Raw genomic sequence first — 12,890 nt, forward strand, 5'->3', positions numbered from 1 at the left:
AAGTCTCCTTCGTCGCGCAATAGTTCTATTATAGTTAGAACTATGTTCGTCCGGATCGATCCGACTTCGACCGTCCCGCTCTTCGAGCAGGTCGCGGCGTCGCTCCGCCGTTCGCTGGCCGACGGCAGCCCCGCGCCCGGGGAGCAGTTGCCGCCCGCCCGCGAGCTGGCGGCGTCGCTGGAGATCAACGTCCACACGGTGCTGCGGGCGTACGCGGTGCTGCGCGACGAGGGCCTGATCGACCTGCGGCGACGGCGCGGCGCGGTCGTGCTCGGCGGGGCTTCGGCCCAGGCCCGGCTCGCCGAACTGGTCGCGGAACTGGTCCGCGAGGCGAAGCGCGCGGGCGTCGGCCTGGACGAACTCACCGGGGTGCTGAAGGAGAAGTACACATGACCAAGCTGATCCGGGTCCTGCTCGCCACGGCCGTGCTGCCGGGCGCCGCGCTCGCCGTCTCGGGCGTCCTCGCGGACGCGTGGGCGGGCCGGTTGCCCGATCCCCTCGCGACGCACTGGAACAGCGCGCCGGACGGCTCGACGCCGCTCGGGGTGTTCGTCACCGTGTGCCTGGCGCTCGGCGCGGCCGCCGTCCTCCTCCTCGCGACGACGGCGGTCACCGCGCTGCGCCGGGGCCGGCCGCTGCCCCGCCCGACCGTCGGCGTGGGTGCCGCGTTCGCGGCGCTGCCCTCCGCCGTGCTGCTCTCGGTGCTCGGTTCGAACCTCGACGCGCCGGACTGGCACGCGGCGCGCGGCGGCGCCTCGGTCGTGCTCTTCATGCTGGGCGCGGCCGTCCTCGGCGCCGCGGCGGCGGTCGTCGGCGGTCTGCCGGCACCGGTCCGCGAAGAGTCGGCTCGGCGGCCGAGCGTCGGGCTCGAGCCCGGCCAGCGCGCGTTCTGGTCGGGCCGGGCGGCGAACCCGGCGATGCTCTGGGCGCTCCTGCTGGTCCCGGTGGCGATCGCGTTCCTGCCCGCCGGGCTCCCGTGGCCGACGGCCGCCTGGATCGCGTTCGTCGGCACCGCCGTCGCGGCCCTGACGTACCGGCTGAAGGCGACCGTGGACGCCCGGGGCGTGACGATCCGCTTCGGCCTCCTCGGCTTCCCCTGGCGGCACCTGAAGCTGGCGGACATCCGCGAAGCCACCGCGCGCGAGCTGACGACGTTCGGCGACGGCGGCCTGGGCCTGCGGTTCAACCCGGTGACCGGCACGACGGCGTACAAGGTGCGCGGCGGGCCCGCCTTGCGGCTGGCGCTCGAAAACGGCCGGACCGTGCTGATCAGCGTGGACGACCCGGAGACCGGCGCCGGGCTGGTGAACGACCTCGTCGCCCAGCGGATCACCCGGATTGGCTAGCTCGCCGGACCCCCTCCTTCGGTAGAAACGAAGAAGTGGCGAAGAAAAGCGGTGGGGGCGGCTGTCTCGTCGTCGTGCTCGTGCTCGCACTCCTGGGCTTCGGGTACTACAAGTGGCAGCACGGCTCGTCGTCGGCGCCACCGGACGGCGCGGACACCGGCGGGGGCAGCGGCCGGTACGTGGCGCTGGGCGACTCGTACACGTCGTCGCCGCGCACCGGGCGGCAGGCGGGCACCCCGGCGGGCTGCCAGCGCTCGGACGACAACTACCCGCACCTGGTCTCGGCGAAGCTGAAGCCGGCCCAGTTCGCCGACGTCAGCTGCGGTGGCGCGACCACCGCGCACCTGACCGCCCCGCAGAAGACCGACGACGGCACGAACCCGGCGCAGCTGGACGCCGTCACCAAGGACACGACGCTGGTGACCCTCGGCATCGGCGGCAACGACGTCGGCTTCTTCGCGTACGCGGCGGGCTGCACGACGGCGCACTCGACCGCGTCACCGTGCAAGGACAAGCTGACCGCGGGCGGGCACGACCAGCTCGCCGAGCGGATCGACGCGGCCGCCCCGAAGGTCGGCGCGATCCTCGACCGCATCCACACCAAGGCCCCGAAGGCGAAGGTCGTGGTCGTCGGCTACCCGACGGTTCTCCCGGACGGCGACGGCTGCTGGCCGGTGCTGCCCTTCGGCAGCGGCGACATCGCCTACTTCCGCGAAGCGCTGGGCAAGCTGAACAAGATGCTCGAGGACCAGGCGGACAGTCACCGCGCGGGCTACGCGGACACCGCGACGCCGGGCAAGGGCCACGACGTCTGCTCCGCGTCCGACACGCGGTGGGTCGAGGGCCTGCTGCCCGCGTCGCCGGCCGCCCCGCTGCACCCGAACGCGCGGGGTGAGCAGGGCATGGCCGACGCCGTGCTGGCGGTGCTGAAGCTGCCTTAGACCCGGACGAGCGCCTGCGGCTTCCCGAGCACCGTCTTGCCGTCGAACTTCACCACGAGGTCGATCCGGGCGGTGCCGTCGTCCTTGACTTCGCCGACCTTCCCGGTGATCTCCACGAGCGCGCCCTCGGGCGTGTTCGGGACGACGACCGGGCGGGTGAAGCGGGCGCTGAAGTCGACCATCCGGCCCGGGTCGCCGAGCCAGTCGGTCACGACGCGGCCGGCCACGGCCATGGTCAGCATGCCGTGCGCGATGACGTCCGGGAGGCCGACGTCCTTCGCGAACGCCTCGTTCCAGTGGATCGGGTTGAAGTCCAGCGCCGCGCCGGCGTAGCGCACCAGCTGTTCGCGGGTGATCCGGACCTCGAGGGCGGGCAGTTCGTCGCCGGTGTTCACGCGTCCTCCCCCCGCACCACGAGCTGCGCGCGCGTGGTGGCGATGTGCGCGCCGCCGCCGTCGGTGATTTCGGCGCGCAGGTTGATGAAGTCGTTGCCCGCCCGGGCCATGATCCGGTCGATGTGGGTCGTCAGCAGCAGCGTGTCGCCGGCGTGCGCCGGGCGGCTGTAGCTGAACTGCTGGTCGCCGTGGACCATCCGCGAGTAGTCGAGGCCGAGCTCGGGGTCCGAGACGATCGAGTTGATCGACGCGAGGTTGATGATCGTGAGGAACGTCGGCGGCGCGATGACGTCCGGGTAGCCGGCCGCCTTCGCCGCTTCGGGATCCCGGTAGAGCGGGTTCGCGTCGCCGATCGCGTCGGCGAACTCCCGGATCTTCTCCCGGCTCACTTCGTAGCTGGTCTTCGGCGGGTAGACCCGCCCGGTGAACGACTCGTCCAAAGGCACGCCGGCCAGGCTACCAACAGCAAAGAGCCGCCCCGGTGGTCCAGGGCGGCTCTTCGAAGCTGGTGTGAACGCGCTACGTCAGCGGGTTTCCTTGTGCGTCCGGTGCGTACCGCAGTTCGGGCAGAACTTCTTCATCTCCAGGCGATCCGGGTTGTTGCGCCGGTTCTTCTTGGTGATGTAGTTGCGGTGCTTGCACTCTTCGCACGCCAGCGTGATCTTGGGTCGCACGTCGGTGGCAGCCACAGCGTTTCCTTCTCTCTCAGGTCCGGGGGCCAGCCCCGTCGTTACCGCGTAGCGGTGGCCGGACTTGAACCGGCGACACAGCGATTATGAGCCGCTTGCTCTGCCAACTGAGCTACACCGCCCTTACATGACCCAAGCCGCGACACGCAGGCGTGACGCGGCTGAGGTCGAGAGCCCCTTTACGGAATCGAACCGTAGACCTTCTCCTTACCATGGAGACGCTCTGCCGACTGAGCTAAAGGGGCCTGGCCTCTCGCGAGGACTTGGAAAGATTAGCAAGGGCCGTCACCCGCCCGTGCAACCGGGGTCCCCTTAGCACGAAACCTCAGGTCAGCAGGGTCAAGACGGTCTCGGAGTGGCGTCCCGGCGAGCGCGCGGTGCGGGCCTGCAGCCACGCCTCCAGGCGGTCTTCCGGCAGCGGCCGCGAGATCAGGTAGCCCTGGGCGACGTCGCAGCCCATCGCCTCCAGCTGGTCGCGCGCGACGTCCTCCTCGACGCCTTCCGCCACCACCGTCAGCCCGAGCGAGTGGCCGAGTTCGACGATCGAGCGCACCACCGCGAGGTCACCGAGGTCGGTGCCCATGCCGAGGACGAAGCTCTTGTCGATCTTGACCTGGTCGACCGGCAGCTGCCGCAGGTACGCCAGCGACGAGTAGCCCGTGCCGAAGTCGTCCACCGCCAGCACGATGCCCAGCGAGTGCAGCTCGCGCAGGATCGGCAGCGCCTTCTGCGGGTCGGACATCACACCGGACTCGGTCAGCTCGAACGTCAGCAGCTCCGGCGGGATGCCGTGGTGCTCCAGCTCGCGGGCGACCTTGTTCGGGAAGTCCTCGTCGGCCAGGTTCCGCACCGACAGGTTGACCGCGACCGAGATCCGCAGACCTTCGTCGAGCCACTTGCGGCAGCGCTTGAGCGCTTCGCCGAGCACGAACGACGTCAGCACGCCGATCAGGCCGGCCGCTTCGATGGCCGGGACGAACTCGTCCGGGCCGAGCCGCCCGAACTCCGGGTGCACCCAGCGGACGAGCGCCTCGACGCCGGCCACCTGCCGGTTCGGCAGCGTGATCTTCGGCTGGTAGTGGACGCTGACCTGGCCGTCCTCGAGGGACTGCCGGAACTGCGTGACCATCTGGAAGCGGCGCAGGAAGATCTGGCCCATGCTCGGCACGTAGCCGCGGACCTCTTCGCCGCCCTTGGTCGCGCGGACGGCGACGTCGGCGCGCTGCAGCAGGCCTTCGATGTCGACGACGTCGCCCGACTCCTCCGGGGTCGTCGTCGCGTAGCCGATCATCGCGTTCGCCTCGACCGAGAGCCGGTCGACCGGGTACGGCGCGGAAAGCCCTTCGCGCAGCCGTTCCGCCGCGTGGTGGGCGTCCTCGGGCGGGCAGCCGGCGAGCAGGGCCGCGAAGGACGCGCCTTCCAGCCGGGCGAGCGGGACGTCGGGGCCGAGCGCGTCGCGGATGCGGCGGGCGGCGGCGATGACCATCCGGTCGGCCCAGGCGTAGCCCAGCGCGTCGCTGACCGTGGAGAAGACGTCGAGGTCGATGCGGAGCACCACGGCGTTGCCGAAGTCCCGCAGCGGTTCCTTCGCCACCTGCCGGAAGCCCAGCCGGTTGAGGTGCCCGGTGAGCGGGTCGTGGTAGGCGTCGTGGCGCAGCGTCGCCAGCAGCCGCCGGTTGTCCAGCGACGTCGCGAGGTGGCTGGCCATCGTGCCGAGCAGCTGGACGTCGTACTTGCCGAAGCCGCGCCAGCGGGACAGCCGGTCGTGCGCCTCGACGACGCCGAGCAGCTGGTTCGCGCTGCGCAGCGGGACGACGAGCGCCTCCTGCGCGCCGCGGTCGAGCAGCGCCGCCCGGACGTCGGGGTTGGCCTCGGTGATCCGGAAGTGCCGGACGTGCGCGCCGGGCAGCCGCAGCAGCGGGTCGTCGGCGGCGGGGTCGGCGGGCGGCAGGTCGTCGCCCGCGACGACGACGCGCAGCGGGTCCTTCGCCTCCAGCCGCAGCCGCAGCACCACGCGGCCGGCGGCGAGCTGGTCCTTGATGCGCTCGGCGATCGTCGCCCACTCGCGGACGTCGACGCCGCCGACGAGCTCGTCGGCGCGACCGGCCGGGCGGGCCGCGGCCAGCTGGCCGGAGCGGGCGACCATCAGGCTGACGTCGGAGAGCGCTTCCATGTCCCGCTGCTCGCGCAGCAGGTCCGAATAGGCCCAATACAGCGCCGTCAGGCCGAGGAAGACCGCGAGGACCAGCGGCCACGCCTTGGGCGTGTTCGAAATGACGAGGTAACCGGAGAGGCCGACGGACGCGTTGACGAACCCGACGACCAGGATCCGCGCGGTGAGCCGGACCGCGGTGCTGACCCGCATCCGGCGCCGCAGCACGCGGACCGCGGCCAGCGCGAGCAGGGTGCTCACCAGCGGCGCGGTCAGGGTGCCCGCCAGCGCGGCGACCCACGGGAACTGGTCCCCGCCACCGGCGCCGACGGCGTACTTGACCAGCCCGGCGACGGCGAACGCGCCGGTGATCTCCAGCAGGAACGCGCCCGCGTTGTAGAGGACGCGGCCGGCGACCTTCCGCGCGAGCAGCGTGCCGATGCCGGCGACCAGGTGCGCGGCCAGCACGACTTCGAACGGCGCGATGAAGAACCCGATGACGAGCGGGATCTCGGTGAAGGAGATGGTCCACGAGATGCCGCTGCGGACGTCGACGTTGATGCCGAGCTGCTCGGCGAGCAGGAACGCGACGGCGAGCACTGGCCCGATCCACAGCAGCTTGCTGTCCCAGTGGAACGGTTGCCACGAGCCGACGGCGAACGCGGCGACGAGACCCAGGCTCAAGACGGCGAACGTGTACGCGCGGAACCGGCGTTCGTCCGTGCGGGCTTCGGCGGAGGCGGCGGGTTGTGGTGGTGTCCCGGAAGCGGCTCCCGGCCCGGGCTGCGCCTGCGCGACGGCGTCGCCGTGGGCGTTGGTGTCCGGCATCCGACCTTCCCTCCCGGCTTGTCCACCGGTGCTGATTCGTGACTTCGGGTGTGGACAAGGGCCATACCGTACCCCGGAGGGCGTACCCGTGTCCCTTTCGAGACAGTAGGAGATCACCCCAGGGTTAACAATGCCTCGAACGCGCTGACCTGCGTGGACCAAGGGGTGAAACAGTGTGGTAACCGAGGCTGCGCCTCGGGCCGGGGGCTCCGCCACCCGGAACCCCCGAAATCGGGGGGGTGTGCGGCGCTCGGGTGGTTCTCTGCGCACAGGGGACCCGGTAGCGCTTGAATGTGCCCCATGCACAGCGATGCGATCGCCACCGAACACGCGGCACGGCTCGCGGCGGTGGACTCCCTGCTCCCCGGCTCGATCCCGTTCGAGGCGGCCGAAAACGCCGTGGTCCTGGAGGTGGCGACGGGTGACTCCGCCGCGTCCGGGCTGGCTTCGCGCGTCCAGGTCGACCGCGACGCCCCCAACGCGCCCTGGCGCGCGCTGACCGAGCACCGCCTCGACCTCCAGCTCGCCGGACCCCGGCCGGCGGGCGCGCTCGACGCCCTCCTCACTCGATGGGATGAACATCTGCGCGCGGTCGCCGAGCACGGCGACACGGAGACCGCCGCGATCGTCCCCCGCGCGAGCCGGGACGCCGCCGGCGCGCGCGAAATGCTGCACCACGGCTTCGCGCCGCTGCGGGTGGTCGCCGTGCGGCCGTCCCAGCGGATGGTGCCGGCGACCCCGCTCGGCACCCCGGGGGTCAAGATCCGCCGCGGCGAGCCCGGCGACCTCGAAACCGCCGTGGCGCTCGGCATGGAGCTGCACTCCTACGACGCCCAGTACGGCACGGTGAACTGGCGCACCGGCGTCGAGGACATCCTGGCCAAGGACCTGGCCGAGCAGCTGAACCGGCCCGAACCGCCACTGTGGATCGCCGAGCTGTACGGCCGCCCGCTCGGCATGGTGAACGTCCAGCACCCCGGCGAGACCGGCTGGATCAGCGACCGGGTCGCGGCGGGCCGCGTCGGCTACCTGTCGTCGCTGGCGGTCGCGGAGACCGCGCGGTCCTCCGGCGTCGGCACCGCGCTGGCCGCGCACGCCCACCACGTCCTGGACGAGGAGGGCGCCGACGTCGTCCTGCTGCACCACGCGGCGGCGAACCCGCTGTCGACGCCGTTCTGGTACGCGCAGGGGTACCGGCCGTTGTGGACGTACTGGCAGCGCCGCCCGGCCGTTCGGTGAACAAACGGAGGATTACCGGCGGCGCGCGGTCCTTATAGGCTGGCCCCCGCCAGAGCGAGGGGAGCCGGGAGTGAGCGACCAGCGGGATTCCGCGCCGAGAGCGCCCGAGGGCGTCGACACCGAGAAGCCGTCCGCGGCCCGGATCTACGACTGGTACCTGGGCGGTACCCAGAACTGGGCCGTGGACCGCGAGTTCGGCAGGCGCATGGAGCAGCAGTGGCCGCTGGTGCGGCCCGGGTCCAAGCAGAACCGCGAGTTCATGAACCGCGCGGTCCGGGCGGCCCTGCGGGCCGGGATCCGGCAGTTCATCGATCTCGGCTCCGGCGTCCCGACGGCCGGCAACGTGCACGAGGTCGTCGAGGCCGAGCTGCCCGACGAGCACGACGCCAAGGTCGTCTACGTCGACTACGAGCCGGTCGCCGTGGCGCACGCGACGCTGATCCTCGAAGAGGGCGCGGCGACCGACTGGGCCGGCATCGTCCAGGCGGACATGCGGGACGCGAAGGCCGTCCTGCGCGCGGAGGAGACGAAGCGGCTCATCGACTTTTCGCAGCCGGTCTGCCTGATGATGATGGCCGTGCTGCACTTCGTCGGCCCGGACGACGACCCCGAGGGCATCCTCGCGGCGTACCGCGAAGCGCTCGCGCCCGGCAGCTGGCTGGCCATCTCGCAGATGAGCGAGGGCGACGGCAGCGGCGAGACGCTCGAAGGGCTGCGCTGGTTCGTCGAGCAGTACCGCAAGACCAGCAACCCGGTCTGGCTGCGCGACCGCGAAGAGATCGAGCCGCTGTTCGGCGACTGGCCACTGCTCGAACCCGGCATCGTGCACCTGCCGGACTGGCGGCCCGACCGGAAGCTGAACGCGCTGGAGGCGGAAGCCCGCCCGTACGCCTGGTGCGGCATCGCGGCACGACCAGGCGGCTGACCTGCGATTTTCGTGATCGCTGTGGGCGAACGCACCATCGGAAACAAACACACCCATCGGAGAGTTGAGCACAGCAGACTCAACTAACCGAGGAGTGCACATGTCCGACACCCGCCTCCTGCCCGTGCTCCCGCTCGATGACGACGTCGTGCTGCCGGGCATGGTCGTCCCGCTCGACCTGAGCGACACCGAGACACGGGCCGCGGTGGAGTCCGCCCAGGCCAACACCCCGACCCAGGCGTCCTTCCCCGGGATCCGGTCGACCGGCACCGCCAAGGCCGAGGTCCTCATCGTCCCGCGCGTCCACGGCGAGTACGCCGAGTTCGGCACCGTCGCCACGGTCGAGCGCATCGGCCGCGTGCCCGGCGGCAAGGCCGCCGTGCTGCTGCGCGGCACGTCCCGCGCGCTCGTCGGCCGGATCGCCGACGGCCCGGGCGCCGCCCGCTGGGTGCACGCCGAGGACGCGCCCGAAACCACGAACGACCAGACCGCGAAGCTCGCGGCCGAGTACAAGGCCGTCGTCATCTCGATCCTCCAGCAGCGCGGGGGCTGGCAGCTGATCGACGCAGTCCAGCAGGTCGAAGACGCCTCCGCGATCGCCGACCTCTCCGGCAACGCGCCGTACCTGTCCACCGACCAGAAGCTCGAGCTGCTCGGCGCCCTGGACGTCACCGCACGCCTGGAGAAGGCGCTCGAGTGGAGCAAGGAGCACCTGGCCGAGCTCGAGGTCACCGACACCATCCGCAAGGACGTCGCCGAGGGAATGGAGAAGCAGCAGAAGGAATTCCTGCTGCGCCGCCAGCTCGAGGCGATCCGCAAGGAGCTCGGCGAGCTCGACGGCACCGCGCAGGACGACGACTACCGCGCCCGCGTCGAGGCCGCCGAACTGCCCGACGCCGTCAAGAAGGCCGCGCTGGCCGAAGTGGACAAGCTGGACCGCACGTCCGAGCAGTCCCCCGAAGGCGGCTGGATCCGCACCTGGCTGGACACCGTCCTGGAGCTGCCCTGGAACGAGCGCACCGAGGACGTCTACGACATCGCGGCCGCGCGTGCCGTGCTCGACGCCGACCACGCCGGTCTCGACGACGTCAAGGAACGCATCATCGAGTACCTGGCCGTCCGGAAGCGCCGCGCGGAATCGGGCCTCGGCCCGGTCGGCGGCCGGCGTTCGGGCGCGGTGCTCGCCCTCGCGGGCCCTCCCGGGGTCGGCAAGACGTCGCTGGGTGAGTCCGTCGCGAAGGCCATGGGCCGCAAGTTCGTCCGCGTCGCGCTCGGCGGCATCCGCGACGAGGCGGAGATCCGCGGCCACCGCCGCACGTACGTCGGCGCGCTGCCCGGCCGGATCGTCCGCGCCATCAAGGAAGCCGGCTCGATGAACCCGGTCGTGCTGCTCGACGAGATCGACAAGGTCGGCGCCGACTACCGCGGCGACCCGACCGCGGCGCTGCTCGAAGTGCTGGACCCGGAGCAGAACCACACGTTCCGCGACCACTACCTCGAGGTCGAGCTGGACCTGTCCGACGTCGTGTTCCTGGCGACGGCCAACGCGCTCGAGACCATCCCCGGCCCGCTGCTGGACCGCATGGAGCTCGTCACGCTGGACGGCTACACCGAGCACGAGAAGGTCACCATCGCCCGCGACCACCTGCTCCCCCGCGAGCTGGAGCGCGCCGGCCTGGGCACGGCCGACGTCACCTTGACCGATGCCGCGTTCAGCCGGATCGCCGCCGAGTACACCCGTGAGGCGGGCGTGCGCGCCGCGAACCGGACCATCGCGAAGGTGCTGCGGAAGATCACGACCAAGGTGGCGCTGGACGAGGTTTCGCTGCCGCTTTCCGTCGACGCCCCGGACCTGGAGACCTACCTGGGCCGGCCGCGGCACCTCCCGGAGTCGTCGCTCCCGGCGTCGACCCAGCGCACGGCGACCCCGGGTGTGGCGACCGGCCTGGCGGTGACCGGTGCCGGCGGTGACGTCCTCTACATCGAGGCGTCGCTGGCCGACGAGGAGTCCGGCGCGTCCGGGCTGCAGCTGACCGGCCAGCTCGGCGACGTGATGAAGGAGTCGGCGCAGATCGCGCTGTCCTACCTGCGCTCGCACGGCGCGGAGCTGGAGCTGCCGGTGGGCGACCTGAAGAAGCGCGGCATCCACGTCCACGTCCCGGCGGGCGCGGTGCCGAAGGACGGTCCGTCGGCGGGCGTCACGATGACGACGGCGCTGGCGTCGCTGCTCTCGGGCCGCGTGGTCCGCGCGGACGTCGCGATGACCGGCGAGGTGTCGCTGACCGGCCGGGTGCTCCCGATCGGCGGCGTCAAGCAGAAGCTGCTGGCCGCGCACCGGGCGGGGATGAAGACGGTGATCATCCCGCAGCGCAACGAGCCGGACCTCGACGACGTCCCGGCCGAAGTGCTGGCCGAGCTGGACGTCCACGCGGTGGCGAACGTCCGCGAGGTCCTCGACCTCGCCCTGACCCCGGCGTCCACGCCGGTTCCCCAGGCGGCGTAACCCCGAACGCCGCCACCCGACGAACGGCCGGTTTCCCCTTCCCGCGGGGAAACCGGCCGTTCGCGAGTGTTCAGAGCCGCCGGGCGGCGATCAGGTACCCGGTGCCGAGCCGGCCCGCGATCCCGCGCGCGACCGTCCGCTCCGGACGGTCCGGCCGGCGGACGAGCCGGTCGAACGGCGGCAGCAGCGCGGTGACGTCGTAGAAGAGCGTGTCCTCGGCCTGCAACCCGGCCCGCCACAGCTCGTGGCGCAGCCGCCGCGGCGGGTACGCCCGGATCCCGGTGCGGCGCGCCCCGTGCCGCCGCGGGACGTGAAAGGCCTCTTCGAGCCCGCCGAGCATCCGGCGAGCCGGCCAGTACAACCCCCATTCGACGAGCCGGTACGGACTGCGCGGGTTGAGCATGGTGACGACGACGAGCCCGCCGGGCCGGACCACCCGGGCGATTTCGTGCAGCGCGGGCCCGATGTCCACGTATTCGAGCACGCCCATCGCGAGCGCGATGTCGAAAGCGCCGTCGGCGAACGGCATTTCCCGGATGTCTCCGACGGAGAAGTCCGCACCTTTTCCGGCACGCCGCCGAGCCGCGTCGACCATCGCGGCGGACCGGTCGCACCCGGTCACGGCGAAGTCCCCCGGCCGGTCGTCGAGCAGGTGCCGCACCATCATCCCCGGCCCGCACCCGACGTCGAGGAGCGCGCCGCCCGGGTGTTCCCGCAGCACCTGGTCGACGGCGTGGAGCCGCGAACGGTGGTACCGCGCGGTCGGCCCCGCCCCGGAATAGGCACCGGCGTAGTCGGCGACGAGCTCGGCATCGGCGTACTGGACCCGCACGAGCTGCTCGCGCGTCGGGTGTTCGAGCGTCCCGGGTACCGGCATGTGCACCTCCACTGGATTGTCCCCTGCCCCCTGCAGGGGTCGGGTGGATCCCGCAGGCCGTTACCGATTCACGGAAATATTTCAAAATGCGAGCGAAAGGGCGAACGAATCTTCACCCATTTCGCGGCACAATACCCGCCGAATCGTGTGGTCAATCGCAGTCGAGGTTATTCATCGACAATTCGCACAATCACGGCATAGCTGACGAACGACGAAAAAGCCCCGTGTCACGGCTCACATCGTGACACGGGGCTTTCCCGGGGTGGCGGGTGAGGGATTCGAACCCCCGTAGGCGTAAGCCAACTGGTTTACAGCCAGTCCCCTTTGGCCACTCGGGTAACCCGCCAAGGCCGGGCGAACCGGCCGGGGAGAAGCTTACCCAACCGTCCCGGACGGGGGTCAACCGGGATACCCATCCCCCGGTGGGGGCTAGGCTGGGTGGCCCCTGACAAGCGAGTACGAGGTGTGAGGACACGTGGCGGATCCCTCTTTCGACGTCGTGAGCAAGGTCGACCGCCAGGAGGTGGACAACGCGCTCAACCAGGCGAGCAAGGAGCTCGGAACGCGCTTCGACTTCCGCGGCACGGGCACGACGATCAACTGGTCCGGCGAGGAGGCGATCGCGATCGAGTCCGAGACCGAGGAGCGCGCCCTGGCCGCGGTCGAGGTCTTCAAGGAGAAGCTGATCAAGCGCAACATCTCCCTGAAGGCGTTCGAAGCGGGCGAGCCGGCCCTCTCGGGCAAGATCTACAAGATCGGCGGCAAGATCCTCCAGGGCATCGCTTCGGACAAGGCGAAGCAGATCGCGAAGTTCATCCGCGACGAGGGCCCGAAGGGCGTCCAGGCCCAGATTCAGGGCGACCAGCTGCGGGTGTCGGGCAAGAAGAAGGACCAGCTGCAGGACGTGATCGCGTTGCTGAAGGGCAAGGACTTCGAGATCGCGCTGCAGTTCACGAACTACCGGTGACGCACCCTCGTTGACCTGCGGGTATCTG

General features: G+C 71.1%; 12 protein-coding genes and 3 tRNA genes. 7 read left to right on the forward strand and 8 right to left on the reverse strand.

The features are described from left to right. Positions 1-42 precede the first annotated feature (42 nt). The 3 genes from H4696_RS30520 to H4696_RS30530 are packed head-to-tail and all read left to right on the forward strand — an operon-like array spanning position 43 to position 2,287. Positions 43-393, forward strand: a complete 351-nt coding sequence (locus H4696_RS30520) for a GntR family transcriptional regulator (protein ID WP_086860703.1) — start codon at positions 43-45, stop codon at positions 391-393. Next, entirely contained in the window at positions 390-1,346 is a 957-nt protein-coding gene (locus H4696_RS30525) for a hypothetical protein (RefSeq protein WP_086860704.1), read from the forward strand. Before H4696_RS30520 ends, H4696_RS30525 begins: the two co-directional genes overlap by 4 nt. Before the next feature lie 35 nt (positions 1,347-1,381). Beyond that, positions 1,382-2,287, forward strand: a complete 906-nt coding sequence (locus H4696_RS30530; protein ID WP_086860706.1) for an SGNH/GDSL hydrolase family protein — start codon at positions 1,382-1,384, stop codon at positions 2,285-2,287. Here the strand turns inward: H4696_RS30530 and H4696_RS30535 are convergent. From H4696_RS30535 to H4696_RS30560, 6 genes are all read right to left on the reverse strand, one after another. Beyond that, positions 2,284-2,682, reverse strand: coding sequence for a MaoC family dehydratase (locus H4696_RS30535; protein WP_086860708.1), 399 nt, complete (start codon positions 2,680-2,682; stop codon positions 2,284-2,286). The two genes, H4696_RS30530 and H4696_RS30535, sit on opposite strands and share 4 nt — an antisense overlap. Continuing rightward, the gene (locus H4696_RS30540; RefSeq protein WP_143265107.1) at positions 2,679-3,128 is read right to left on the reverse strand and encodes a MaoC family dehydratase N-terminal domain-containing protein; all 450 of its coding nucleotides are present in this window, start codon (positions 3,126-3,128) and stop codon (positions 2,679-2,681) included. The genes H4696_RS30535 and H4696_RS30540 overlap by 4 nt, the downstream gene beginning before the upstream one ends. A 78-nt stretch (positions 3,129-3,206) precedes the next feature. Further along, on the reverse strand, positions 3,207-3,371 hold the full coding sequence (gene rpmG / locus H4696_RS30545) for a 50S ribosomal protein L33 (RefSeq protein ID WP_005152047.1): 165 nt from the start codon (positions 3,369-3,371) through the stop codon (positions 3,207-3,209). Positions 3,372-3,420: 49 nt separating this feature from the next. Further along, positions 3,421-3,493, reverse strand: a tRNA-Met gene (locus H4696_RS30550). Positions 3,494-3,543: 50 nt separating this feature from the next. Next, a tRNA-Thr gene (locus H4696_RS30555) sits at positions 3,544-3,616 on the reverse strand. An 80-nt stretch (positions 3,617-3,696) separates the two neighbouring features. Then, on the reverse strand, positions 3,697-6,351 hold the full coding sequence (locus H4696_RS30560) for a putative bifunctional diguanylate cyclase/phosphodiesterase (protein ID WP_086860712.1): 2,655 nt from the start codon (positions 6,349-6,351) through the stop codon (positions 3,697-3,699). A 300-nt stretch (positions 6,352-6,651) separates the two neighbouring features. Here H4696_RS30560 and H4696_RS30565 point away from each other — a divergent pair, with 300 nt between their 5' ends. The 3 genes from H4696_RS30565 (at position 6,652) to lon (ending at position 11,018) form a co-directional block, all read left to right on the forward strand. Then, entirely contained in the window at positions 6,652-7,590 is a 939-nt protein-coding gene (locus H4696_RS30565) for a GNAT family N-acetyltransferase (protein WP_169734998.1), read from the forward strand. 70 nt (positions 7,591-7,660) lie between these two features. Continuing rightward, entirely contained in the window at positions 7,661-8,515 is an 855-nt protein-coding gene (locus tag H4696_RS30570) for an SAM-dependent methyltransferase (RefSeq protein ID WP_086860716.1), read from the forward strand. A gap of 100 nt (positions 8,516-8,615) precedes the next feature. Further along, positions 8,616-11,018: an endopeptidase La gene (gene lon / locus H4696_RS30575; protein ID WP_086860718.1), complete on the forward strand. Its 2,403-nt coding sequence runs from the start codon at positions 8,616-8,618 to the stop codon at positions 11,016-11,018. Between the two features lie 70 nt (positions 11,019-11,088). Here lon and H4696_RS30580 read toward each other — a convergent pair whose 3' ends face one another. Together H4696_RS30580 and H4696_RS30585 are read right to left on the reverse strand one after the other, a co-directional pair. Then, a complete protein-coding gene (locus H4696_RS30580; protein ID WP_086860781.1) occupies positions 11,089-11,895 on the reverse strand; it encodes a class I SAM-dependent methyltransferase in 807 nt (268 codons plus the stop codon). A 263-nt stretch (positions 11,896-12,158) separates the two neighbouring features. Beyond that, a tRNA-Tyr gene (locus tag H4696_RS30585) sits at positions 12,159-12,241 on the reverse strand. A gap of 129 nt (positions 12,242-12,370) precedes the next feature. On the opposite strand from H4696_RS30585, the gene H4696_RS30590 reads away from it, so the two are divergent. Beyond that, on the forward strand, positions 12,371-12,862 hold the full coding sequence (locus H4696_RS30590; protein ID WP_086860720.1) for a YajQ family cyclic di-GMP-binding protein: 492 nt from the start codon (positions 12,371-12,373) through the stop codon (positions 12,860-12,862). Positions 12,863-12,890: the final 28 nt, after the last annotated feature.

The organism is Amycolatopsis lexingtonensis, from assembly GCF_014873755.1.
GTDB lineage: Bacteria > Actinomycetota > Actinomycetes > Mycobacteriales > Pseudonocardiaceae > Amycolatopsis > Amycolatopsis lexingtonensis.

Excerpts from the sequence above, each read along its gene's own strand:
- lon (WP_086860718.1), top strand. The coding sequence starts at position 8,616 with ATGTCCGACACCCGCCTCCTGCCCGTGCTCCCGCTCGATGACGACGTC.
- H4696_RS30520 (WP_086860703.1), top strand. The coding sequence starts at position 43 with ATGTTCGTCCGGATCGATCCGACTTCGACCGTCCCGCTCTTCGAGCAG.
- H4696_RS30580 (WP_086860781.1), bottom strand. The coding sequence starts at position 11,895 with ATGCCGGTACCCGGGACGCTCGAACACCCGACGCGCGAGCAGCTCGTG.
- H4696_RS30525 (WP_086860704.1), top strand. The coding sequence starts at position 390 with ATGACCAAGCTGATCCGGGTCCTGCTCGCCACGGCCGTGCTGCCGGGC.
- H4696_RS30560 (WP_086860712.1), bottom strand. The coding sequence starts at position 6,351 with ATGCCGGACACCAACGCCCACGGCGACGCCGTCGCGCAGGCGCAGCCC.
- H4696_RS30565 (WP_169734998.1), top strand. The coding sequence starts at position 6,652 with ATGCACAGCGATGCGATCGCCACCGAACACGCGGCACGGCTCGCGGCG.